Raw genomic sequence first — 22,785 nt, forward strand, 5'->3', positions numbered from 1 at the left:
CGATCTCTCCCATTCCCCGCTCAACCACCAAGGAACCACGTCATGCTCGAAATGCGCTCCGTCTCCAAGGTCTTCCGTACCGAACAGGTCGAGACGCACGCGTTGCGTTCGCTGGATCTGCATGTGCGCGAAGGCGAGTTCGTCGCCGTCACCGGGCCGTCCGGCTCCGGCAAGACCACCTTCCTCAACATCGCCGGCCTGCTGGAGACCTTCACCAGCGGCCAGTACCTGCTCGACGGCCAGGACGTCAGCAACCTCAACGACGACGCGCGCTCGCGCATGCGCAACCAGAAGATCGGTTTCATCTTCCAGGGCTTCAACCTGATTCCCGACCTCAACCTGTTCGACAACGTCGACGTGCCGCTGCGCTACCGCGGCATGGCCGCGGCCGAGCGCAAGCAGCGCATCGAAGAGGCGCTGGGCCGGGTCGGGCTGGGTTCGCGGATGAAGCACTATCCGTCCGAGCTGTCCGGCGGCCAGCAACAGCGCGCGGCGATCGCGCGCGCGCTGGCCGGCAGCCCGCGCCTGCTGCTGGCCGACGAACCGACCGGCAACCTGGACTCGCAGATGGCGCGCGGGGTGATGGAACTGCTGGAAGAGATCAACGCGCAGGGCTCGACCATCGTCATGGTCACCCACGATCCGGAACTGGCCGCGCGCGCGCAGCGCAACGTGCACATCGTCGATGGCCAGGCCACCGACCTGCAGCGCGAGCCGGTGCTGGGGCATGTCGGCGCGGCGACGCCGCACGCCGCTGACGACCGCTGAGACAGAGCCCGCCATGCCGTTGCCGTACGCCGTGGAGCTGGGATTGACGGGGGTGCGCAGGCACCCACGTACGGTGCTGCTCGCCGTGTTCACCCTCGCGCTGGGCCTGGCCTCGGTGATGACGATGCTGACCCTGCTGACCCTGCTCTCGGCCGATCCGTTGCCGGGCCTGAGCCAGCAGCTGTACACCGGCTGGGTGGAGTCGCGGCAGGCGCAAAAGAGCAACGACGACATGGAGCCCAACCCCCTGCCGCCGTCGCACTGGAAGCTGGGCGATGCCAAGGCGTTCATCGCAGCGCATCCGGATATCGGGCAGACCGCGCTGGCGGCGAGCTATCTGACCGTCGGCGACGAGGACGGCAAGCGGCGGCAGAGCATCTACGGAGTGATGGCGCTCGGCCCGATGCCTGCGATGTTCGGCGTGCCGCTGCGGCACGGCCGCGCCTGGACCGCGCAGGAGGAACGTGCCGCCACGCCGGTGGCGATCGTCGGCCATAGGCTGAGCCTGAAGCTGTTCGGTACCGAAAACGGCATCGGCAAGCAGATCCGCGTCGGCAAGCACCTGTTCCGCGTCATCGGCATCAGCGACGACTGGCACCCGCGGCCTGCGTTCTACTTCATCCAGTCGCTGGACACGGTCTGGAACGAGACCATGATCGAGCTGTTCGTACCGGTGCAGGCGACGCTGGATGCGGCCGCAACGCCGCTGGTCGACCAGCAGTGCGACGACAGCTCGCCCGGTGGCGTGCGCTTCAACGAAATCAACGTCGCGGCCTGTCGCTGGATGAACCTGTGGGCGCAGTTGCGTACGCCCGCGCAAGTGAACAGCTACCGCGATGCCTTGCTCGCGTTCGCCAGCGCACGCCATGCCGCCGGCATCTACGCGCGGCCGCCACAGGCCACGCTGCACAGCGTGCCGGAGTGGCTCGACGCCAATCGGGTGATTCCGGACACCGTGCGCCTGAACTTCTGGCTGACCATCGCCCTGCTTGCGCTGTGCGTGGTGAACGTGGCGGGCCTGCTGGCCGCGCGATTCTTCAAGCGCGCGGGCGAAATCGGCGTGCACCGCGTGCTCGGCGCGCCGCGCCGGGCGGTCTTCGTGCGCTGCCTGACCGAAGCCGGCCTGATCGGATTGCTCGGCGGGGTGCTCGCGCTGCCTGCGACCCTGTTCGGCCTGTGGGTGGTACGCCTGCAGGATCAGAGCTACAGCACCCTGGCCCGTTTCCAGCCCGAGTTGTTCCTGCCCTTGTTGCTGCTGGCGGTATGCACCGGGCTGCTGGTCGGATTGATTCCGGCCTGGCGCGCCGTGCAGTTGCAACCGGCCCTGCAAGTGAAGAGCCTCTGAGAGGGCCATGATGACGTCGCTACGCCCCTATCTCGCGCCGCTGCGCCGGCAACGACTGATGCCATTGCTGGTGGTCGCGCAAACGGCGCTGGCCTGCGCCATCCTGGCCAACGTGCTGTTCCTGCTTTGGCAGAAGCTGGGGCCGATGCTGGTCCCGGATGGATTGCCGCGCGACGAGCTGGTCCTGGTCGACCAACTGGTCAGCAACAAGGGAAGCTGGAACGCCGCGCAGGTGCGCGCCGGCACCGAAGCGCTGCGCGCGATCCCCGGCGTCAAGGCGATCTCGCCGACGATCGGCCTGCCGATGAGTTCCACGCTGACGATGACCGGGCGCGTCACCGGTCCGCAAGCGACCGAAACGGTGAGCCTGTTCACCGGCGACGCGCTGCTCGATGCGCTCGGCCTGCAGCTGAGCAGCGGCCGCGACTTCAGTGCGGAGGAACGCAAGGACATCGATCTGGGCGCACCCGACGTGCCCGGCCAGACCGAAGCGGTCATCATCACCGACGCGTTGGCGCGACACATGTTCGGCAACCGGCCGGCACTGGGCGGTGTGCTGACCGGCAAGGACCCGCAGGACCCCGCGCGCTTCGTCGTGGTCGGGACGGTCAAGCACCTGCTGCGCTACCAGATCGACGAACTGGACGACGGCAAGGCCGAGTTCTCGATGGTGACGGCCGGCAAGGTGACCGGCGTGCCGATCCTGACCTACGCGGTCCGGGCCACGCCCGAGCAGCGCCAGGCGGTGATCGCGGAGATCCCGCAGCGGCTCAAGCGCATCCTCGGCAACGACTTGATGGAAGGCATCGACATCCGCGTGAGCGACTACGAGTCGCAGCGCGACGCGCGGCTCAAGCCGCGCCGTGCCGCCATCTGGTTGTTCGGTACGGTGAGCGCCGTGGTCGCGACGATCACCCTGATCGGCATCGCCAGCCTCAGCGGCTTCTGGATCCAGCAACGCACCCGCCAGATCGGCATCCGCCGCGCGCTCGGCGCCACCCGCGGCCAGGTCCGGCGCCATTTCCAGATCGAGAACCTGCTGGTCATCGGCAGCGGCGTCGCGCTGGGCATGCCGCTGGCGTATGTCGCCAACCTGTGGCTGCTGCAGCACTACGAGCTGCCGCGACTGCCAGCCGTCTATCTGCCGATCGGGCTGATTGCGCTGTTGCTGCTCGGCCAGCTGGCCGTCCTCGCACCGGCGCGACGCGCCGCCTCGATCCCGCCCGCCGTTGCCACCCGCAGCGCCTGACCCGGACCCACACTCCCGATGTTCGCCTATCACCTCAAGACAGCGCTGCGCAGCCTGCGCCGCAGCCCGGTACTGACCGCACTGATGATGCTGTCCATCGCCGTCGGCATCGGCGCGGCGATGACCACGCTGACGGTGATGCGGCTGTTGTCCGGCGATCCGCTGCCCGGGCGCAGCCAGCAGATCTTCTTCGCGCAACTCGATCCGCGCCCCAGCAAGGAGGCCAACCAACGGCCGTACGACAAGCTCGACTATGTCTCGGCCATGGGCCTGTGGAACAGCGGGCGCGCCGATCGCCAGGCCATGGTCGCCGAGAGTCAGATCAAGCTGCGCGCCCCGGACAGCGCCACCACGGCCTTCATGTCCCAGTTGCTGATGACCCAGGCCGATTTCTTTCCGATGTTCCAGGTCCCGTTCGCCTACGGCAGCGGCTGGCGCGCGCGCGACGATCAGGATCGGGCGCGGGTGGCGGTGATCTCGGCCGACCTCAACGCCAAGCTGTTCGGCGGCCGCAACAGCGTGGGGCGCAGCCTGCTGGTGCGCGGCACGGCGGTGCGCATCGTCGGCGTGCTGGCGCCGTGGCGGCCGTCGCCGTTGTTCTACACGCTGGCCGGCGGCAGCTTCGCCCATGGCGACACCGCCAGTTTCTACGGCCGACCGCAGGATGTGTTCATGCCGCTCTCCAGCAGCCTGGAGGTCAACGACGGTCATATCCAGCCATGGACCTGCTTCGGCAAGACGGAGTCCGCCATGGACCTGCGCAACGCGCCGTGCGTGTGGCTGCAGTTGTGGGTGCAACTGGACACGCCGGCGAAGGTCGCCGCGTACCGCCGCCTGCTGGCCGACTACGCCGCGCAACAGCATGCCGCCGGGCGCATCGGCCGTGCCGACACCGCGCGCCTGCTGTCCCTGCCGCAATGGCTGGACCATAACCGCGTGGTGCCGGGCGACGTGCGCCTGCAGAGCTGGCTGGCGGTGGCGTTCCTTGGCCTGTGCCTGTTCAACAGCGTCGGCCTGCTGCTGGCCAAGTTCCTGCGCCGTGGCGGCGAGATCGGCGTGCGCCGGGCGCTGGGCGCATCGCGTCGCGCGATCTTCGCGCAGTGCCTGACCGAAGCCAGCGTGATCGGCCTGATCGGTGGCGTCGGCGGCTGGCTGCTGACCCTGCTGGGCCTGTGGAGCGTGCGCCAGCAACCCACCGCCTACGCGGATCTGGCGCACCTGGACCTGTCCGCGTTCGCTGCCACCTTCATGTTGGCGATCGCCTGCAGCTTGGCTGCCGGCCTGTTTCCCGCCCTGCGCGCCAGCCGTATCGCGCCGGCCATGCAACTCAAGAGTCTGTGACCGAGGCACGCGACGATGCAGATCACTCCCATCCTGAGCGCCCTGTCGCGGCATCGCATCGCGGCGACGCTGATCGCGTTGGAAGTGGCGCTGGCCTGCGCCGTGCTGTGCAATGCCTTCTTCCTGATCGGCAATCGCCTGGATCTGGTGCATCTGCACAGCGGCATCGACGAGGCCGCGCTGGGGCTGGTGTCGCTGTCTGGCTGTGACGGCTGCACCGATGCCGACGTCAACGCTCGCGCGCTGGATGCGGTGCGCCGCACGCCCGGCGTGCGCGCGGCCGGCGCGGTCAACAGCGTGCCGTTCGCCACGCCGACCAACAACAACGGACTGTGCCTGGACCAGGACTGCACCCAGGTCGGCGGCGTGCCGCACTTCTACATGGTCAGCTCGGGCGCCGTCGCGGCCCTGGCACTCAAGCCAGACAGCGGCCGCGCGTTCGGCGACGCGGACTACCAACCGCTCGTAAACGGCCTGCCGACCGCGGCTGGCGTGTGGGTCACGCGCGTATTGGCCGCGCATCTGTGGCCGGGCCAGGATCCCCTGGGAAAGGAGTTCTGGGCCGGCGGCCACTTCCGCGTGGTCGGCACGCTCGACCACCTGGCGCGTCCCGATCCCGGCCGCAGCGAGGACGGCGCGGTCGGCAGCGACTGGTCGGTGGTCATCCCGGTGCGCGAAGCGGAACAGTCGGGCACGTACGTGCTGCGCGCCGATCCGCGCGAGCTGCCGCGGGTCCTCGCGCAGGCGCGCGCCGCGGTGGCGCGGGCGGTGCCCGAAGCGGTGATGGACACCGCCTACAGCAAGCCGCTGCTCGACCTGCGCCAGGAGTATTTCCAAAGCGATCGCGCCATGACCGGACTGATGGTCGCCGTCATCGTCGCGATGCTGCTGGTCACCGCGCTGGGCATCATCGGCCTGGCCAGCTTCTGGGTGCAGCAGCGCACCAAGCAGATCGGCATCCGCCGCGCGCTGGGCGCCACCCGCCACGACATCCTGCAGCACTTCCATACCGAGAACCTGCTCATCGTCGGCGCCGGCGTGGCGCTGGGCATGCTGCTGGCCTACGCCGGCAACGTCCTGCTGATGCGCTTCTTCGAACTGGAACGGCTGCCGGCCATCTACCTGCCGGCCGGTGCGGCGCTGCTGTGCGCGCTCGGCCAGCTCGCCGTCCTCGGCCCCGCGCTGCGCGCCGCCGCCGTCCCCCCCGCCACCGCCACCCGTAGCGCCTGACCCGGAGCCACCCATGTTCGGCTATTACTTCCGCCTCGCCTTGCGCAGCTTCCGCCGCAACAAGGTCCTCACCGCGCTGATGGTGCTGGCCATCGCGCTGGGCATCGGCGCCAGCATGACCACGCTGACCGTGTTCTACGTGCTCTCCGGCGACCCGATCCCGCACAAGAGCGATCGGCTGTTCTACGTGCAGGTCGATGCGCAGCCGAAAGCCGGCTTCCAGCCCGGCGAGGAGCCGGACTTCCAGAACACGCGCTACGACGCGGAGACGCTGCTGCGCGAGAAACGCGCCAAGCGGCAGGCGATCATGACCGGTGGGTCGGCGGCGATCGAACCGCTCAAGAGCGGGCTGAAACCGTTCAAGTCGGAAGTGCGCTTCACCTCGGCGGACTTCTTCCCGATGTTCGACACGCCGTTCCTGTACGGCCACGGCTGGACCGGCACGGAAGACGAGCGGCACGAGCGCGTGGCGGTCATCAGCAAGAAGCTCAACGAAAAACTGTACGACGGCGCCGACAGCGTCGGCCGCGAACTGCGCATGGACCAGAACACCTTCCGCATCGTCGGCGTGCTCGACACCTGGGCTCCCAATCCGCGCTTCTACGACATCACCAACACCTACGGTTCGGACGAACAGGCCTACCTGCCGTTCTCGGTGGCGATGGACCTGAAGATAGAGCGCAACGGCAACATGAACTGCTTCGGCGACAGCAACGGCGATCAGACCTCGCTCAATGCGCCTTGCTCCTGGATGCAGTACTGGGCGGAACTGGAGAGCCCGGCGCAGGCCGCCGACTATAAGGCCTACCTCGAGAACTACTCCAACCAGCAGCGCGCCGCCGGCCGCTTCCAGCGTCCGAATAACGTGCGCCTGCGCAACGTGATGCAGTGGCTGGACCACAACGAAGTGGTGCCGGGCGACGTGCGCCTGCAGCTGTGGCTGGCGATGGGTTTTCTTTTGGTATGCCTGCTCAACACCGTCGGCCTGCTGCTGGCCAAGTTCCTGCGCCGCAGCGGCGAGATCGGCGTGCGCCGCGCGCTGGGCGCCTCGCGCCGCGCGATCTTCGCGCAGTGTCTGGTCGAAGCCGGCACCATCGGCCTGGCCGGCGGTATCGCCGGTCTCGGCCTGGCCGTGCTCGGCCTGTGGGCCGTGCGCCAGCAGCCCTCCAGCTACGCCAAGCTCGCCCATCTGGACCCTACGATGCTGGCACTGACCTTCGCCCTGGCCCTGGCCGCCAGTCTGCTGGCCGGCCTGCTGCCGGCCTGGCGCGCGATCCAGGTGGCGCCGGCGCTGCAGCTCAAATCGTCCTGACCATCGCCCCCGCCGCACTGCGGCGGGCAGACCGCCAACGAAGGTCCCTCACAAGGTTATCGCCATGGACATCCGCCCCATCCTTTCCACCCTGCGCCGGCACAAGACCGCCGCCGCGCTGATCGTGCTGGAGATCGCGCTTGCCTGCGCCATCGTGTGCAACGCGCTGTTCCTGATCGGCAACCGCATCGAGACCCTGCACCGGCCCAGCGGCATCGCCGAGTCGGAACTGGTGACGATCTCGCTGGGCGGCATCGGCCAGCAGGTCAACGCCGCCGCGAGGACCCGCGAGGACCTGGCCGCGTTGCGCGCCGTACCCGGCGTGCGCAACGCGACCGTGCTCAACCAGGTGCCGTTCGTGCACTACTCCTGGAACACCAGCCTGGCGCTGACCCCGGACCAGGAGCGGCCCACCCTCAACGCGGCGCAGTACATGGCAGAAGAAGGCACGCTGCAGACACTGGGCCTGCGGCTGGCGGCCGGGCGCGATTTCACGCCCGACGAATACCTGGATCTGGAGACCGCGCAAACCGACAAGGACGCGCAGAAAAAAGGGACCGCCATCATTCTCAATCGTGCCACCGCGGAGAAGATGTTCCCTGGGCAGAATGCCCTCGGCAAGACCCTCTATACCGGACAGATCCCGATGCGCGTGGTCGGCATCGTGGACACGCTGGCGCGGCCGGCCGCGACCAGCGGCCTGGCCGAGATCGACTACGCGATGCTGCTGCCGCTGCGCCTGAACTACACCAAGGGCCTGTACGTGCTGCGCGTCACCGACCCGGCGCGGCGCCAGGAAGTGCTTACCGCGGCGACCGCGGCGCTGATGAAGGTGGACAGCAGCCGCCTGGTGCTGAAACAGCAGACCTATGCCGAGATCCGCGACGAATACTTCCAGGGTGACCGCGCGATGGTCTGGCTGCTCGGTGCGGTGTGCATCGCGCTGCTGATCGTGACCGCGCTGGGCATCGTCGGCCTGGCCAGTTTCTGGGTACAGCAGCGCACCAGGCAGATCGGCATCCGCCGCGCGCTCGGCGCCACCCGCGGGCAGATCCTGCGCTACTTCCAGACCGAGAACTTCCTGCTGGCCAGCACCGGCATCGTGCTCGGCATGCTGCTGGCCTACGCGATCAACCAGTGGCTGATGGGCAAGTACGAACTGCCGCGGCTGCCGCTGTACTACCTGCCGTTCGGCGCGCTGACCCTGTGGCTGCTCGGCCAGATCGCGGTGTTCGCGCCGGCGCGCCGCGCCGCGGCGGTGCCGCCGGCGGTGGCCACGCGCAGCGCTTGAAGCGTCCCCTTTGGCCGGCGTCATGCCGGCCTTTTTTTCCAGGACTTCCCATGTTCGGCTACTACTGCAAACTGGCGTTGCACAGCTTCGGCCGCAACCGGCTGCTGACCGCGTTGATGGTGCTCGCCATCGCGGTCGGCATCGGCGCGTCGATGACCACGCTGACCGTGTTCCACGTGCTGGCCGCCGATCCGATTCCGGGCAAGAGCGCGCAGCTGTTCTATGTGGAGATGAACGTCTATCCGGACGAAAAGTACGAACCGGGCGCAACCGAACCGCTGCAGCTGACCCGCCGCGATGCCGAAGCGCTGTTGCGCGACAAGCGCGGCGACCGCCAGGCGATGATGTCCGCCGGCGGCGTCACCGTGGTGCCGGCGCGCGCGGAGCAGACCCCGTTTTCCGTGGAGGCGCGCTACACCAGCGCCGATTTCTTCCCGATGTTCGCCGTGCCGATGCGCTACGGCCATGCCTGGACCGCCGAAGACGATGGCCGGCGTGCGCGAATCGCGGTGATCTCGCGGCATCTGAACGAGCAGGTGTTCGGCGATATCGACAGCGTCGGCAAGGACCTGCAGATCGGCGACACGGTGCTGCGCATCGTCGGGGTGACCGAAGACTGGAGCATGAACCCGCGTTTCTACGACATGACCAACGAGACCTACGCCGACAGCGAGGACGTGTTCGTTCCGTTCACCACCTCGCGCGACCTGGAGCTCGGCAGCAGAGGCACGATGGATTGTTGGGGCGACAGTCCGAACGGCCCGAACGGCGAGAACGCCCCCTGCGTGTGGATCCAGTATTGGGTCGAACTGGGCGACGCCGGCAAGCAGGCCGCGTACCGCGACTATCTCGACAGCTACGCGCGCCAGCAGCACGATGCCGGGCGCTTCAGCCATTCGGCGGACATCCGTCTGAGCGACGTGATGACCTGGCTGGACAGGAATCACGCAGTGCCTGCCGACGTGCGCCTGCAACTGTGGTTGGCGCTGGTGTTCCTGGGCATCTGCCTACTCAATACCGTCGGCCTGATGCTGGCCAAGTTCATGCGCCATGGCGGCGAGATCGGCGTGCGCCGCGCGCTCGGTGCGTCGCGCCGCGCGATCTTCGCACAGCACCTGGTGGAGGCCGGGATGATCGGCGCGGCCGGCGGCGCGCTCGGCCTGCTGTTCGCCTGGATCGGCCTGTGGCTGGTGCGGCGGCAACCGGCCGACTATGCGGCGCTGGCGCATATGGACGGCAGCATGCTGCTGGTCACGCTGGTGTTGGCCTTGGCCAGCAGTCTGCTGGCCGGTGCGCTGCCGGCATGGCAGGCCATGCGCGTGCAGACCGCCCTGCAACTCAAGTCGCAATGACGCGCCGCGCGCCTCCATCCCTTTCAGGACCATCAGCCGTGCACATCCACCCCATCCTCTCCAGCCTGCGCAAGCACAAGATTGCCGCACTGCTCATCGTGCTGGAGATCGCCTTCAGCTGCGCCGTGGTGTGCAACGCGTTGTTCCTGATCAACCTGCGCCTGGAACGCATGCAACGGCCCACTGGGGCGGTCGAACAGCAGATCGTGCAATTGCGCATCCGCAGCGTGGACAGGAAAGACGACAGTGCCGCATTGACCCGCGAGGATCTGGATGCCCTGCGCCGGATCCCCGGCGTGCGCAACGCCAGCGTCGTCAACCAGCCGTTGTTCGGCAGCACGGTCGGGTCCAGCGGCATCTCGCTCAGCGCCGACCAGCAACGCAGCACCTTGCGCGCTACCAACTACTTCGGCGATGCGCAGCTGCTGGACACGCTGGGGCTCACGCTCGTCGCCGGCCGCCGTTTCAATGCGGACGAATTCCTCGACTACGCACGGCTGCAGGATCCCAACGACAAGGGCACGCTGCCGGCGGTGATCCTGAGCCAGGCGCTGGCGCAGCGCCTGTTCCCGGACGGGACCGCGCTGGGCCGCAGCATCCATGTCTTCGGCGAGCATCGTATCGTCGGCATCGTGCAACGCCTGGTGCAGCCGCGCGACTTCGGCACCGCAGCCGATTACGAGGACGCGATGCTGTTCCCGGTGAACATGCCCTACACCAATGGAACCTACCTGCTGCGGGTCGACGACCCGGCGCAGCGCGAGGCAGTACTGAAGCAGGCGCGTACCGCCCTGCTGGCGCACGGCCCCAGGCGCATGGTCCAGAACAAGGACAGCAGGACCTTGCAGGAGGCGCGCGCGGCCTACTATCGCAACGATCGGTCCATGGCCTGGCTGCTGGTCGGCGTCTGCGTGGCCCTGCTGATGATCACCGCGCTGGGCATCGTCGGCCTGACCAGTTTCTGGGTGCAGCAGCGCACCAAGCAGATCGGCATCCGCCGTGCGCTCGGCGCCACCTGCCGGCAGATCCTGCTGCATTTCCAGACCGAGAACTTCCTGCTCGCCAGCACCGGCATCGTGCTCGGCATGCTGTTGGCCTACACCGCCAATCTGTGGCTGATGAACGCCTACGAACTGCCGCGGCTGCCGCTGTGGTACCTGCCGGTCGGCGCGCTGGCGCTGTGGCTGCTCGGCCAGCTTGCGGTGCTCGGGCCGGCGCGCCGCGCCACCCGCGTGCCGCCGGCGGTGGCCACGCGCAGCGCCTGACCTAGCGCAGACGACGACACGCAACCGAGGAACGTCCGGATGCTGTACTACTCCCTGACGATGGCCTGGCGCAGTCTGCTGCGCACGCCGATCGCCACCGCATTGATGGTGCTGGCGATCGGCCTGGGCATCGGCGCGAGCATGACCATGCTGACGGTGCTGCACGTGATGTCGCGCGATCCGTTGCCGGGCAGGAGCGGCACGCTCTACGCCCCGCACCTGGATCCATTGCCGGCCAGCTACCCCGAGAGCCAGGAATGGGGCAACCCTTCGGACAACCTCACCTGGCCCGACGCAATGGCCTTGCTGCGAGCAAACCGCGCTACCCACCAGGCGGCAATGGCGGGCGGGCAGGCGCTGCTGTGGCCGCAGCGCGCAACCAGTCCGCCGCTCGACTTGAGCGGCCGCTACGCCACCGCCGAATTCTTCGCCCTGTTCGGCATACCGCTGCAACGCGGACACGGCTGGAACGCAAGCGATGACCAGAACCATGCCCGCGTCATCGTGCTGAGCCGCACACTGGCCGACACCCTGTTCGGCGCACGCGATCCGATCGGCCAGAGGGTTGCGCTCGGCGAACAGCGGATCGGCTTCCAGGTGATCGGCGTGGCCGGACAATGGAATCCGCAACCGCTGTTCTATGCCGACCCGAACAGCAAGGGCGGCTTCGGTCAGCAGGACGACTTCTTCCTCCCGCTGGCCACCGCGATGGAACTGGGCCTGGACACCAGCAGCAGCGTCAGCAGCTGGGATGCGTTCAGTGGCAGCGACCAGGCGCGCCTCAAGGACCCTTCCACCACTTGGCTGCAGTTCTGGGTGCAGCTGGATACGCCGCAGCAGGTAGCCGCCTACCAGCGCTTCCTCTACGACTATGCCGCGACCCAGCACGCCAGCGGACGCTTCCAGCGCCCGCCGCAGCGTGCCCGGCTGTATGCGTTGATGGACTGGCTGCGCCACCTGCGGATGGTGCCCGACGACGTGCGCCTGCAGACGCTGCTGGCGTTGGGCTTCCTGTGGATCTGCCTGGTCAACGTGATCGCCCTGCTGCTGGCGAAGTTCCTGCGCCGTGGCAGCGAGATCGGCGTGCGCCGCGCGCTCGGCGCCCGGCGCGGCCACATGCTCCTGCAGTTCGGCAGCGAAGCCGCGCTGATCGGGCTGCTCGGCGGCGCACTGGGAACCGCGATCGCCGAACTGGGATTGTGGAGCGTGCGCCAGCGCCCGGACGACTACGCCAGGATCGCGCGGATGGACCTGCAGATGCTGCTGGCCACCGTGGCCCTGGCGGTGGTCGCCGCGCTGCTTGCGGGCCTGCTGCCGGCCTGGCGGGCCAGCCGGATCAACCCCGCCCTGCAGATCAAGGACATCTGACATGAACCTGCCGATCCGCCCCATCCTCTCCAGCCTGCATCACCATCGCCTCACCGCCGCGCTGCTGACGCTGCAGGTCGCGCTGACCTGCGCCTTCGTCGCCAACGCGGTGTTCCTGATCGGCGGCCGGATCGAACGGTTGCGGACCCCGAGCGGCCTGCCCGAGGACGAACTCTCGCTGATCTCGGTGCGTGGCCTGCAGGGCAGCGACAATGCGCAGGCCCAGCAGCAAGCCGACCTGCTGGCGCTGCGCAGCATCCCCGGGGTCAAGGCGGCGACCGCGTTCGGCGCCAGCATGCCGCTGTCCGGCGGCGCCAACGACTATGGCGGCTGCGCCGACCGGGAAGCGCTGGAACGTGCGAACGCGCAGCGATCGATGGACGTTTCCGGTTGCATCCAGGCCACGTATTACGTCGGCTCGCCAGGTTTCGTGCAGGCCATGGGCGCGCACCTGGTCGCCGGCCGCGATTTCCATGCCGACGAATACTCCACCGCGTCCCCCAGCGCGCTGATCGTCACCCGCGCGCTGGCGCAACGGCTGTGGCCGGACCAGCCGGCCGTCGGCAAGACGCTCTACGGCGACAGCCAGAGCACCGTCGTCGGCGTGGTCGACGACCTGCTGCGCCCGATGCTGCGCGGCGCCGCGGTCGATCGCCTGGTCGCGCTGTCGCCACAGCGTCCCATGGGCTCGCAGACGCAATACCTGCTGCGCAGCGCCCCGCAAGACCGCGACCGGGTGTTGGCCGCCGCGGCCGGCGTGCTGGCCAAGGCCGGCCCGCTGCGGCTGATTCCGAACGAGGGGCGGCGCAGTTTCGCGCAGGTGCGGCAGCGCTACTTCCAGCGCGATGCCACCATGATCGGGCTGCTGCTCGCGGCGACCACGGGCCTGCTGTTCGTCACCGCCCTGGGCATCGGTGGGCTGGCCAGCTTCTGGGTCCAGCAGCGCACGCGCCAGATCGGCATTCGCCGCGCCATCGGCGCGACCCGCCGCGACATCCTGCGCTACTTCCAGACCGAGAACCTGCTGATCGTCGGCAGCGGCAGCGTGCTGGGCATGGCGCTGGCAGTGCTGCTCAACCAGGCGCTGATGCGCCACTACGACCTGTCGCGCCTGCCGCCGGGCTACCTGCCGGCGGCGGCCATGGCCTTGCTTGCGCTCGGCCAGCTGGCGGTGCTGTGGCCGGCACAACGCGCCGCCGCCGTGCCGCCCGCGGTCGCCACACGCAGCGCCTGAGCGGATCGCGTCGGATCATGGATCGATTGCTGATCTCGCCGTACAGGCACCCGCTGCTGGCGATGCTGATCGTGCTGCAGATGGCGCTCGGCTATCCGGTGCTGCTCGCCATGGGCACGCTGGCGTCGCAGGCGCATGCGCGGATGCACGCCTCCAGCGGCATCGACGACGATGCGCATCTGCTGACGCTGCGGCTCAACGGCCGCTTGTCCGCCGCGCAAGCGCAGCGCCAGGCGGCGGCACTGCGCGCGATCCCCGGCGTCCTGCACGTGGCGGCGATCAATCAGCTGCCGTTCGGACCCGAGCACTGGAGCACGCTGATGGGACCGCGCGCCGACGGCGCCGGCGGACAGTTCCGCGTGACCACCTACCTCGGCGGTCCCGGACTCGTGGCGGCGCTGGGTCTGCGCCTGCAGCGCGGCCGCGATTTCGCCAGCGACGAGTACCGCGACCTCGCCTCGCCCACCGCGCTGGACCTGGCGCAGCGGGTGATCCTGACCCAGTCGCTGGCAGCGAGGCTGTTCCCCGGCCGCGACGCGGTGGGACAGGCGGTGTATCTGGGCGGCCGGCCGCCGGCACGGGTGGTCGGCATCGTCGAGCGGCTGCGCGCGCCGGGCACCGGCGACGAGGACGGCGCCATCCTGGCGCTGCGCCTGCGCGACGACGGCGACGCGCTGTATGTGCTGCGCATCGCGCACGGCGATCCGACGCAGCTCCGCGCGCGCCTGGGGGCGGATGCGCAGCGGATCGCAGCGGGGCGGATGCACGAGCTGGGCAGCGCCGGCGAACTGCGCTCGCAGCAACGGCGCCTGCATCGCCAGCGGCTGATGCTGCTGGCGGCAGGTGCGGCGCTGTGGCTGCTCGCCACGACCGCGACGGTCTACGCCATCAGCGAGCTGATGGTGCGCCAGCGTTACCGGCAGATCGCGTTGCGTCGCGCGCTGGGCGCGCGCGCGGCGCAGATCCGCCGGCAGCTGCATCAGGAAAACCTGCTGCTGTGCGGCCTGGGCGTCGCCATCGGCGCGGGCGTCGCCGCGCTGCTGCGCCGGGTCCTGCCGGATGCCGCAGCGCTGTCGCCGCCGCCACTGCACGCCCTGGCCATCGCGTCACTGTTGCTCGCTGCCGGCTGGCTGGCGATGCGCGGACCGGCCGTTCGCGCGGCGCGGCTGTCGCCTGCGGCGTATCGGTGATGGGCATGCGCGTAGTCGCCACATCCCCTGCGCCCGCGATGGCATCGGCCGCACGCCGATGGCCGCTGGCGCACACGACAAGCCACACCGGGACTGCGATGATGCCGCTTCGTCCGGCATTCGCCCGTTCCGCCCAAGCCATCCGACAAGGTTCCCGATGCCCTGCATCCTGATCATCGACGACAACCCCGCCGTCGCCACCGCGCTGGAAGTGCTGTTCTCGCTGCACGACATCGAGACGGTGCATGCAGACAGTCCGGATGCCGGCCTGCAGCGCCTGGCCGAGGGCGATATCGACCTGGTGCTGCAGGACATGAACTTCACCGCCGACACCACCTCGGGCGAGGAAGGCGTGGCGCTGTTCGATGCGATCCGCGCGCGCCACCCGGACCTGCCGGTGATCCTGCTGACCGCCTGGACCCAGCTCAGCAGCGCGGTGGAACTGGTCAAGGCCGGCGCCGCCGACTACCTGGCCAAGCCCTGGGACGACCGCAAGCTGCTGACCACGGTCAACAACCTGCTGGAGCTGTCCGAAGCGCGGCGCGAACTGGAACGGCGCCGCGACGGCGAACGCCGCCATCGCCAGCAGCTGGCGCAGCGCTACGACCTGCGCGGCGCGGTGTTCGCCGATCCGGCCAGCGAGCGCGCCATCGCCCTGGCCTGCCAGGTCGCGCGCTCGGAACTGCCGGTGCTGATCACCGGCCCCAACGGCAGCGGCAAGGAGAAGATCGCCGAGATCGTCCAGGCCAACTCGCCGATGCGACAAGGCCCGTTCGTGGCGCTGAACTGCGGCGCGATTCCGGCCGAACTGATCGAAGCCGAGCTGTTCGGCGCCGAGGCCGGCGCCTACACCGGCGCCAACAAGGTCCGCGAAGGCAAGTTCGAGGCCGCCGACGGCGGCACCCTGTTCCTGGACGAGATCGGCAACCTGTCGCTGGCCGGGCAGATGAAGCTGCTGCGCGTGCTGGAGACCGGGCGTTTCGAACGGCTGGGCTCCAACCGCGAGCGCCAGGTCAAGGTGCGGGTGATCAGCGCCACCAATGCCGACCTGACCGCGATGATCCGCGACGGCACGTTTCGCGAGGATCTGTACTACCGGCTCAACGCGGTGGAGCTGTCGCTGCCGGCGCTGGCCGACCGGCCCGGCGACATCCTGCCGCTGGCCGAGCACTTCCTGTCCGGCGCCAAGCCGCTGTCGGCCGGCGCCGCCCAGGCGCTGCAGCGGCACGCCTGGCCCGGCAACGTGCGCGAGCTGCGCAACGTCGTCCAGCGCGCCGAACTGCTGGCCGGCGGCCGCGTGATCGAGGCCGCCGACCTCAACCTGCCCAAGCCCGCAGCGCAGCGTGCCGCACCCGGCGCCGAACCGGACCGCGAGCGCATCGTCGCGGTGCTCGGCCGCGCCAACGGCGTCATCGCCCAGGCCGCGGCCGAACTGGGCATGAGCCGGCAGGCGCTGTACCGGCGCATGGACCGCTACGGAATCCCGCGCGAATGAAACTGCGCCGCTCGTTCACCGTCGGCCTGTTCCTGCGCCTGTTGCCGGTGCTGGCGCTGGCCGCGGCGATGCCGTGGCTGCTGGCGTACTGGATGGACCGCGGCTGGGAAGTGGTGACCTTCTCGGCGCTGTCGCTGCTGGTGCTGATGTGGTGGACGCTGCGCCGCGCCACCGCGCCGATGCGCTCGCTGTTCCGCGCCCTGGCCGGGACCGTCAGCAGCTACCGCGACGGCGAATACAACTTCGGCGTGCACTGGCGCGGCGACGACGAACTGGGCGAGATGGTCGCCGCGCACCGGCAGCTGGGCGAGATCCTGCGCGAGCAACGCCAGGGCCTGGCGCAGCGCGAACTGATGCTCGACACCATGGTGCAGAACACGCCGGTGGCGATGCTGCTGACCTCCAACGGCGGCGACGGCCTGCGCCGCGTGGTGTTCTCCAACCTGGCCGCGCGCAAGCTGCTGCACGGCGGCTGGAAGCTGGAAGGCCAGCGCCTGGACGACCTGCTGCTGGGCATGCCGCCGGCGCTGCGCGAGGCCGTGGCGCGCGGCGGCGACAGCCTGTTCACCATCGACGACGAGGAGGATCCGGAAGAGGAGCAGGTCTACCATCTGTCGCGGCGCCGCTTCCGTCTCAACGGCCGCCCGCACGAACTGCTGCTGATCCGCCTGCTCACCGCCGAACTGCGCCGCCAGGAAGTGCATACCTGGAAGAAGGTGATCCGGGTGATCAGCCACGAATTGAACAACTCGCTGGCGCCGATCGCCTCGCTGGCGCACTCCGGCGCCGAGCTGGTGCGGCGGCAGAAGGTGGAGCGGCTGGAGGAAGTCTTCGGCACCATCGAAGAGCGCGCGCGGCACCTGGAAGGCTTCATCCGCGGCTACGCGCGCTTCGCCAAGCTGCCGCAGCCGCAGTTGCAGACCGTGCACTGGGCGCAGTTCCTGGGTGGGCTGCAGCAGCAGATCCCGTTCGCGCTGGAACTGGAAGCGCCCGACCTGCACAGCCGGGTCGACCCGGCGCAGCTGCAGCAGGCGCTGCTGAACCTGGTCAAGAACGCGCACGAGTCCAGTCCCGAGGGCCTGGCGCCGGCCGACAGCGTGCGCATCCGCGTCTCCACCCGCCCCGAATGGCTGCGCATCGAGGTGCTGGACCGCGGCAGCGGCATGAACGAAGCGGTGCTGCACAACGCGCTGATGCCGTTCTATTCCACCAAGCGCAACGGCACCGGCCTGGGCCTGGCGCTGACCCGCGAGATCGTCGAAGCGCACGGCGGCCGCCTGTCGCTGCAGAACCGCGACGAAGGCGGGCTGTGTGTGGCGGTGCAATTGCCGCTGGCGTCGGCGGGCTGATGACGCCTCACGCATCCCTGTAGGAGCGGCTTCAGCCGCGACAGACATTTCCGGTAGAACCTGTCGCGGCTGAAGCCGCTCCTACAAGGGTGCATACGTGCTCAATCGTGTCCGGTGCCGCTCGACGATGCACGGCGTCGGCGCCGGCCGTGGCGCTGGCGGGAATCGCGCCGGAATGGCGGTGCCGTTGCCGCTGGCATCGGCGAGCTAGCGCATTTCGATCCAGGCGATGCCACGTGATGTTGCCACTGTAGGAGCGACTTCAGTCGCGACGGGCTCTACCGGTAACACCCGTCGCGACTGAAGTCGCTCCCACAAATTTCCTCATCGCACTGCATGCCGCAGATTCGCCGTTGCGACCCCCAGTTCTACTCGTGCACGGTGCCGCTCTCGACGATGCGCGGTGTGCCCAGCGCGCCGCAGGCGTCGTCGGCTCCGGTCGTGGCGGTCGCGGGTATCGCGCCGTAATAGCCGACGCCGACCGTGTTGTCGACGAAGCGCCCGCCCTGCGACGGACATTCGCCCTGCTCCGGATCGAACCAGTCGGAGAACGCGGCGTACTTGCCGGCGCGCACGAAATGGTTGCCGCGCACCTGGGTATCGTCGGACGCATCGCGGGTGCGCACCACGTCGCCGTTGACGTCGGTGAAACTGTTGCCCTCGACGGTATTGCCGGTCGAATGCCGCGCGAGATACAGCGCATGGATGTAGCCGGAGGTTTCCTTGCTGTTCTCGATCGCGCTGAACTGATTGTCGGCGATGACGTTGTCGCGCGAGTTCTGCAAGCGGATCGCCGCATACGAGTACGCCGGATCGCCCTGGCCGTGGATGCCGCCGATGCGGGTGAAGCGCATGCCGCGGATCTCGTTGCCGGCGTTGCCGTCGGCGGCCGCGTTGCTGCTGCCCAGATCCATCGCCATCCAGTAGTCGCTGACCTCCAGGCCGACGAACTGCAGCTGGGTGCACTGGTTGCCGCCACCGCGCAGGGTGAACCAGGTGCCGCCGCCGCGTCCGTCGAAGTGCGGCATCGTGCCTGCACCGGAGGCGGCGACGATGCGCAGCGGCGCGCCGTTGCGGAACGTCCAGCGTACCGACTGGCCCAGATAGGTCCCGGGCGCGACCACGATTTCCACCGCGGCCGGCGGCGGCTGCGCCAGCAGCCGTTGCTGCGCGGCGCTCAATGTCTTCAAGGCGGTCGCGGCGCTGGTCCCGGCCGCGGCATCGTCGCCGTCGGGCGCCAGGTACAGGCGGAAGGTCTGCGCGTGCACGACGCTCGCCGCCATCAGCAACACCAGGACCCACCAGCGCATGCGTCGTACCGACATCGAACACCTCCATGGAGCGTTGCGACGCTGGCGCCGGATCCGGCCAGCCGCGCCACCTTAGCGCGGCTCCGCGCGTGCGGCTGCGATGCCTGTCACGCGCCGCCCTGCGCGCGCTGGCGGCTATTTCTTCTTCGGCCGCTTCCAGTCTTCGTGCGTCGCCTGCCGCGCCCGCGCCACGGTGAGCTGGCCGGCCGGCGCGTCGCGCGTGATCACCGACCCGGCGCCGATGGTCGCGCCGGCACCGATCGTCAGCGGCGCCACCAGCGCGCTGTTGGAGCCGACGAAGACGTCGTCGCCGATCGTGGTCTGCGACTTGTTCACGCCGTCGTAGTTGCAGGTGATGGTGCCGGCGCCGATGTTGACCCCGCTGCCGATCGTCGCATCGCCCAGATAACTCAGATGATTGGCCTTGCTGCCGACGCCGAGCACCGCCTTCTTGGTCTCGACGAAGTTGCCGATGTGCACGCCGTCGGCCAGCACCGTGCCCGGCCGCAGCCGCGCGAACGGACCGATCATCACCGCGCCCTCGGTGACCACGCCTTCCAGGTCGCAGTGCGCGCGCACTTCGGTACCCGGCCCCAGCACCACGTCCTTCAGCCGCACGAACGGGCCGATGCTGACCCCGTCGCCCAGTTCCACCTCGCCTTCCAGCACCACGTTCACGTCGATGCACACGTCGCGGCCCACGCGCACGCGGCCGCGCTGGTCCAGCCGGTTCGGATCGAGCAGGTGCGCCCCCTGCTCGCACAGCGCACGCGCCGCGCGCAGCTGCCAGGCGCGCTCCAGCTGCGCCAGCTGCCACGGGTCGTTGGCGCCCTCGGCCTCGATCGGATCGGCCACCAGCACCATCTCCGCCGGGGTGAATTCGGCGGCGGCGGCGGCGAACACGTCGGTCAGGTAATACTCGCCCTGCGCGTTGTCGCTGCGCAATTGCGCCAGCCAGCGCTTGAGCGCGGTGGATTCGGCGGTGACGATGCCGGTGTTGATGGCGCGGATGCGGCGTTGATCGTCGTCGGCATCCTTGTGCTCCACGATCGCCGCGACCTTGCCTGCCGCGTCGCGCACGATGCGGCCGTAGCCGCTGGGATCGTCGGGTTCGGCCACCAGTACCGCCAGCCGCCCCGGCGAGTGCAGCAGGCGCAACAAGGTGTCGGCGCGGATCAGCGGCACGTCGCCGTACAGCACCAGCACCGTGGCCGCATCCGGCACCTCGGCCATCGCCTGCTGCACCGCATGCCCAGTGCCCAGCTGCTGCGCCTGCTCGGCCCACAGCAGATCCGGCTGGTCGCCGAAGGCCGCGCGCACCGCGTCGCCGCCATGGCCGTAGACCACATGGATCGCCGCCGGCTGCAACTGGCGCGCGGTGTCGATCACGTGGGCCAGCATCGGCCGGCCGGCGATGGGTTGCAGCACCTTGGGCTTGGCGGACTTCATCCGCTTGCCCGCGCCGGCGGCAAGGATCACGACGTGCAGGGGCAGGCTCATGGGGAAGTTCCATTCCGGGTCAGACGGGGATTTTAGAGGCAGCCACGTCAGCGTGCCGCAACGCCCGCAGCGTCGCGACGCCGCGGCATTTACATCTGCGTGGCAGACGCTAGCATGCGCGCTTGATCCCAACCCAGGGCTTCCATGAGTCTGCTGCGCCAGGGCAGTCAATTCGTCGTGATCGGATTGCTGCAACTGCTGATCGACTGGAGCGTGTTCGTCGCGGCGACCGCCGCCGGCATGCCGCCGATCCCGGCCAACGTGCTCGGCCGCGTGTGCGGCGCCCTGCTCGGCTTCTGGCTCAACGGCCGCATCACCTTCGCCAGCGGCGACGGCGCGCGCCTGGGCTGGCAGCGGTTCGGCCGCTTCATGGCGGTGTGGATCCTGATGACCCTGCTCAGCACCTGGCTGGTGGCGCTGTGCGTGGACGCGCTGGGCCTGCGCCTGGCCTGGCTGGCCAAGCCGGTGGTCGAAGGCCTGCTGGCGGTGCTGTCGTTCTTCGTGGGGCGGCACGTGGTGTACCGCTAAGGCGCAGCACGCAGCACACCCCTGTAGGAGCGGCTTCAGCCGCAACAGGCACTCTCGGCAACGCCCGTCGCGGCTGAACGCTCCTACAAAAAACAGGCCGCTGCGCACGGCGCGGCCCGCGCGCCCTCGACCGCGCAGGCCGCATGCCGGTGCAATCGGGACGACTGCGCCCCGCTCGCCTCGCTCAGTGGCAGAAATCGCCCAGGCTGCGCACCAGCGCGGTGCGATGGACCTGGTCCAGCTGCCAGCGCAGCGCATAGGCCTCGGCCGCGCGCGCGGTCGCCGCGGGACACTCCGGCGCCTGCCGCGCCGCAGCGCTGGCCTGCAAGGCGTCCAGCATTTCGCCCTGCAGCTGGTCCAGCCGCGCACGCAACGCGGTCAGATCCGGACGCGGCTGGTCGGGGGCGCGGCCGCGCAGCCGCCAGCGTTCCAGCAACTGGTATTGCACCAGCTTGTTGGACTCGATCTGCATGCCGAAGAAGCGCGCCGCATCGTCCGCATCCACGCCGTGCGCCGGCGCCTGCTCGCGCACGCTGGCCAGCACCGCGGCTTCGCGCGTGGCGTCCAGCACCGGCTTGCCGCTGTCCCATTTGCTCAGCGCCACCTGGTCGCCGATCGCGTTGCGCTCGACGATGCGGTCGAGCAGCGGTTCCAGCGGCGTGGCGCTGCGCGCGGGCATCGCGCAGCCCAGCATGGCAGTGCCGGCCAGCAGCGCGCTCAGCACGCGCGGGAGTGTGGCAGCGACGGAAGCGGTCATCGGGTCTCTCCTGAAAAACCGTCTGCGTGGGGGAATGAATCCGCAGATCGGGCGGCCATCTTGCCGAAGCCGGAGGACGTTTTCATTGCATCGCGCCGCGCCTGGCGCGCGCCGGCGCCGCCGAGTCAGCGGCGATAAAGCCTGCGCCGTGCGCCGCGTCACTGTTGCGGCGATGCCGGCGCTACGCGCGAGACGGCAGCTGCGCTCCTCGCCGCTGCGAAACGGCACGGCGTACAGCGGACGTGGCCCACAAACGAAAAACGCCGGCAGTCGCCGGCGTCTTCGTCGCATGCCTGCGCCAGACGGCGCGCGCCGCGAGACTCAGTGCTTGAGGTTCTTGCGCAGGCGTTCCAGCGCCTGCAGCTGCGCGGTGACTTCCGCCAGCTTGGCCTGCGCCTCGGCCACGTCGATGCCCTCGCCGCGGTTGGCCAGCATGCGCTCGGCGTCTTCCTTGGCCTTGCGCACCGACGCCTCGTCGATGTCCTGCGCGCGGATCGCGGTGTCGGCCAGGATGGTCACCACCTGCGGCTGCACCTCGAGGATGCCGCCGGAAATAGCGAAATCCAGCTGCTCGCCGCTGGCGGTGGTGACCACCACCTTGCCGGGCTTGAGCCGGGTGATCAGCGGCGCGTGCTTGGGCGCGATGCCCAGCTCGCCCAGCTCGCCGGTGGCGACCACCAGGGTCGCTTCACCGTGGTAGATCTCATGCTCGGCGCTGACGATGTCGCAACGGATGGTGCTCATGGTGCCTCACTGGGTGAGGCGGGAATCGGGAGCCGGGAATCGGGAATGGGAGAAGCGAGCTGCCTTCTCTTAACCACTACGCGATGCCTCGGATGCCACGTGTCCCGCCTTTGCGATTCTCGATTCCCGATTCCCCATTCCCGGATTCCGGCCGCCA

The 22,785-nt window shown here is 69.2% G+C and carries 19 protein-coding genes; 15 read left to right on the forward strand and 4 right to left on the reverse strand.

Features of this window, described 5'->3' with window-relative positions; all coding sequences use genetic code 11:
- The first annotated feature begins 42 nt into the window (after positions 1 to 42).
- The 14 genes from AB8810_RS20185 to AB8810_RS20250 all read left to right on the forward strand — a co-directional run bounded on the left by AB8810_RS20185 (position 43) and on the right by AB8810_RS20250 (position 17,789).
- Positions 43 to 768: an ABC transporter ATP-binding protein gene (locus AB8810_RS20185; RefSeq protein WP_369914676.1), complete on the forward strand. Its 726-nt coding sequence runs from the start codon at positions 43 to 45 to the stop codon at positions 766 to 768.
- A gap of 13 nt (positions 769 to 781) precedes the next feature.
- Positions 782 to 2,113, forward strand: a complete 1,332-nt coding sequence (locus tag AB8810_RS20190; RefSeq protein ID WP_369914677.1) for an ABC transporter permease — start codon at positions 782 to 784, stop codon at positions 2,111 to 2,113.
- Positions 2,114 to 2,120: 7 nt separating this feature from the next.
- Positions 2,121 to 3,362, forward strand: a complete 1,242-nt coding sequence (locus tag AB8810_RS20195; RefSeq protein ID WP_372530398.1) for an ABC transporter permease — start codon at positions 2,121 to 2,123, stop codon at positions 3,360 to 3,362.
- 18 nt (positions 3,363 to 3,380) lie between these two features.
- Positions 3,381 to 4,703, forward strand: a complete 1,323-nt coding sequence (locus tag AB8810_RS20200) for an ABC transporter permease (protein ID WP_369914679.1) — start codon at positions 3,381 to 3,383, stop codon at positions 4,701 to 4,703.
- Positions 4,704 to 4,718: 15 nt separating this feature from the next.
- Positions 4,719 to 5,933: an ABC transporter permease gene (locus AB8810_RS20205; protein WP_369914680.1), complete on the forward strand. Its 1,215-nt coding sequence runs from the start codon at positions 4,719 to 4,721 to the stop codon at positions 5,931 to 5,933.
- A gap of 13 nt (positions 5,934 to 5,946) precedes the next feature.
- Positions 5,947 to 7,245, forward strand: a complete 1,299-nt coding sequence (locus tag AB8810_RS20210; protein ID WP_369914681.1) for an ABC transporter permease — start codon at positions 5,947 to 5,949, stop codon at positions 7,243 to 7,245.
- Between the two features lie 64 nt (positions 7,246 to 7,309).
- Complete coding sequence (locus tag AB8810_RS20215) at positions 7,310 to 8,536, forward strand: ABC transporter permease (RefSeq protein WP_369914682.1); 1,227 nt, start codon at positions 7,310 to 7,312, stop codon at positions 8,534 to 8,536.
- Positions 8,537 to 8,586: 50 nt separating this feature from the next.
- Entirely contained in the window at positions 8,587 to 9,888 is a 1,302-nt protein-coding gene (locus AB8810_RS20220) for an ABC transporter permease (RefSeq protein ID WP_369914683.1), read from the forward strand.
- Positions 9,889 to 9,926: 38 nt separating this feature from the next.
- Positions 9,927 to 11,153 (forward strand): ABC transporter permease, encoded by a 1,227-nt coding sequence (locus AB8810_RS20225; protein ID WP_369914684.1) that lies wholly within the window; start codon positions 9,927 to 9,929, stop codon positions 11,151 to 11,153.
- Between the two features lie 39 nt (positions 11,154 to 11,192).
- Entirely contained in the window at positions 11,193 to 12,521 is a 1,329-nt protein-coding gene (locus tag AB8810_RS20230; protein ID WP_369914685.1) for an ABC transporter permease, read from the forward strand.
- A gap of 1 nt (position 12,522) precedes the next feature.
- Positions 12,523 to 13,755 carry an ABC transporter permease gene (locus AB8810_RS20235; RefSeq protein WP_206230469.1) on the forward strand — a complete coding sequence of 411 codons (1,233 nt, stop codon included), beginning with the start codon at positions 12,523 to 12,525 and terminating at the stop codon, positions 13,753 to 13,755.
- A 17-nt stretch (positions 13,756 to 13,772) separates the two neighbouring features.
- Positions 13,773 to 14,945, forward strand: a complete 1,173-nt coding sequence (locus AB8810_RS20240; RefSeq protein WP_369914686.1) for an ABC transporter permease — start codon at positions 13,773 to 13,775, stop codon at positions 14,943 to 14,945.
- A gap of 157 nt (positions 14,946 to 15,102) precedes the next feature.
- A complete protein-coding gene (locus AB8810_RS20245) occupies positions 15,103 to 16,440 on the forward strand; it encodes a sigma-54 dependent transcriptional regulator (RefSeq protein WP_206230467.1) in 1,338 nt (445 codons plus the stop codon).
- The gene (locus tag AB8810_RS20250; RefSeq protein WP_206259243.1) at positions 16,437 to 17,789 is read left to right on the forward strand and encodes a HAMP domain-containing sensor histidine kinase; all 1,353 of its coding nucleotides are present in this window, start codon (positions 16,437 to 16,439) and stop codon (positions 17,787 to 17,789) included. Before AB8810_RS20245 ends, AB8810_RS20250 begins: the two co-directional genes overlap by 4 nt.
- Before the next feature lie 368 nt (positions 17,790 to 18,157).
- Here AB8810_RS20250 and AB8810_RS20255 read toward each other — a convergent pair whose 3' ends face one another.
- Together AB8810_RS20255 and glmU are read right to left on the reverse strand one after the other, a co-directional pair.
- Positions 18,158 to 19,114, reverse strand: coding sequence for a right-handed parallel beta-helix repeat-containing protein (locus AB8810_RS20255; RefSeq protein ID WP_369914687.1), 957 nt, complete (start codon positions 19,112 to 19,114; stop codon positions 18,158 to 18,160).
- A 120-nt stretch (positions 19,115 to 19,234) separates the two neighbouring features.
- A complete protein-coding gene (gene glmU, locus AB8810_RS20260; protein WP_179568754.1) occupies positions 19,235 to 20,599 on the reverse strand; it encodes a bifunctional UDP-N-acetylglucosamine diphosphorylase/glucosamine-1-phosphate N-acetyltransferase GlmU in 1,365 nt (454 codons plus the stop codon).
- Between the two features lie 144 nt (positions 20,600 to 20,743).
- Between glmU and AB8810_RS20265 the strand changes: the two genes are divergently transcribed.
- Complete coding sequence (locus tag AB8810_RS20265; RefSeq protein WP_179568756.1) at positions 20,744 to 21,127, forward strand: GtrA family protein; 384 nt, start codon at positions 20,744 to 20,746, stop codon at positions 21,125 to 21,127.
- A gap of 184 nt (positions 21,128 to 21,311) precedes the next feature.
- Here AB8810_RS20265 and AB8810_RS20270 read toward each other — a convergent pair whose 3' ends face one another.
- A complete protein-coding gene (locus AB8810_RS20270) occupies positions 21,312 to 21,884 on the reverse strand; it encodes a chorismate mutase (protein WP_179568758.1) in 573 nt (190 codons plus the stop codon).
- Positions 21,885 to 22,205: 321 nt separating this feature from the next.
- Positions 22,206 to 22,628, reverse strand: coding sequence for a F0F1 ATP synthase subunit epsilon (locus AB8810_RS20275; protein WP_179568760.1), 423 nt, complete (start codon positions 22,626 to 22,628; stop codon positions 22,206 to 22,208).
- Positions 22,629 to 22,785 lie beyond the last annotated feature (157 nt).

This window comes from Xanthomonas sp. NCPPB 3005, from assembly GCF_041228095.2.
GTDB lineage: Bacteria > Pseudomonadota > Gammaproteobacteria > Xanthomonadales > Xanthomonadaceae > Xanthomonas_A > Xanthomonas_A bonasiae.

Bases quoted from the DNA above. Each gene is read 5' to 3' on its own strand.
- AB8810_RS20185 (WP_369914676.1), top strand. From the start codon at position 43: ATGCTCGAAATGCGCTCCGTCTCCAAGGTCTTCCGTACCGAACAGGTC.
- AB8810_RS20190 (WP_369914677.1), top strand. From the start codon at position 782: ATGCCGTTGCCGTACGCCGTGGAGCTGGGATTGACGGGGGTGCGCAGG.
- AB8810_RS20195 (WP_372530398.1), top strand. From the start codon at position 2,121: ATGATGACGTCGCTACGCCCCTATCTCGCGCCGCTGCGCCGGCAACGA.
- AB8810_RS20200 (WP_369914679.1), top strand. From the start codon at position 3,381: ATGTTCGCCTATCACCTCAAGACAGCGCTGCGCAGCCTGCGCCGCAGC.
- AB8810_RS20205 (WP_369914680.1), top strand. From the start codon at position 4,719: ATGCAGATCACTCCCATCCTGAGCGCCCTGTCGCGGCATCGCATCGCG.
- AB8810_RS20210 (WP_369914681.1), top strand. From the start codon at position 5,947: ATGTTCGGCTATTACTTCCGCCTCGCCTTGCGCAGCTTCCGCCGCAAC.
- AB8810_RS20215 (WP_369914682.1), top strand. From the start codon at position 7,310: ATGGACATCCGCCCCATCCTTTCCACCCTGCGCCGGCACAAGACCGCC.
- AB8810_RS20220 (WP_369914683.1), top strand. From the start codon at position 8,587: ATGTTCGGCTACTACTGCAAACTGGCGTTGCACAGCTTCGGCCGCAAC.
- AB8810_RS20230 (WP_369914685.1), top strand. From the start codon at position 11,193: ATGCTGTACTACTCCCTGACGATGGCCTGGCGCAGTCTGCTGCGCACG.
- AB8810_RS20235 (WP_206230469.1), top strand. From the start codon at position 12,523: ATGAACCTGCCGATCCGCCCCATCCTCTCCAGCCTGCATCACCATCGC.
- AB8810_RS20240 (WP_369914686.1), top strand. From the start codon at position 13,773: ATGGATCGATTGCTGATCTCGCCGTACAGGCACCCGCTGCTGGCGATG.
- AB8810_RS20245 (WP_206230467.1), top strand. From the start codon at position 15,103: ATGCCCTGCATCCTGATCATCGACGACAACCCCGCCGTCGCCACCGCG.
- AB8810_RS20250 (WP_206259243.1), top strand. From the start codon at position 16,437: ATGAAACTGCGCCGCTCGTTCACCGTCGGCCTGTTCCTGCGCCTGTTG.
- AB8810_RS20255 (WP_369914687.1), bottom strand. From the start codon at position 19,114: ATGTCGGTACGACGCATGCGCTGGTGGGTCCTGGTGTTGCTGATGGCG.
- glmU (WP_179568754.1), bottom strand. From the start codon at position 20,599: ATGAGCCTGCCCCTGCACGTCGTGATCCTTGCCGCCGGCGCGGGCAAG.
- AB8810_RS20265 (WP_179568756.1), top strand. From the start codon at position 20,744: ATGAGTCTGCTGCGCCAGGGCAGTCAATTCGTCGTGATCGGATTGCTG.
- AB8810_RS20270 (WP_179568758.1), bottom strand. From the start codon at position 21,884: ATGACCGCTTCCGTCGCTGCCACACTCCCGCGCGTGCTGAGCGCGCTG.
- AB8810_RS20275 (WP_179568760.1), bottom strand. From the start codon at position 22,628: ATGAGCACCATCCGTTGCGACATCGTCAGCGCCGAGCATGAGATCTAC.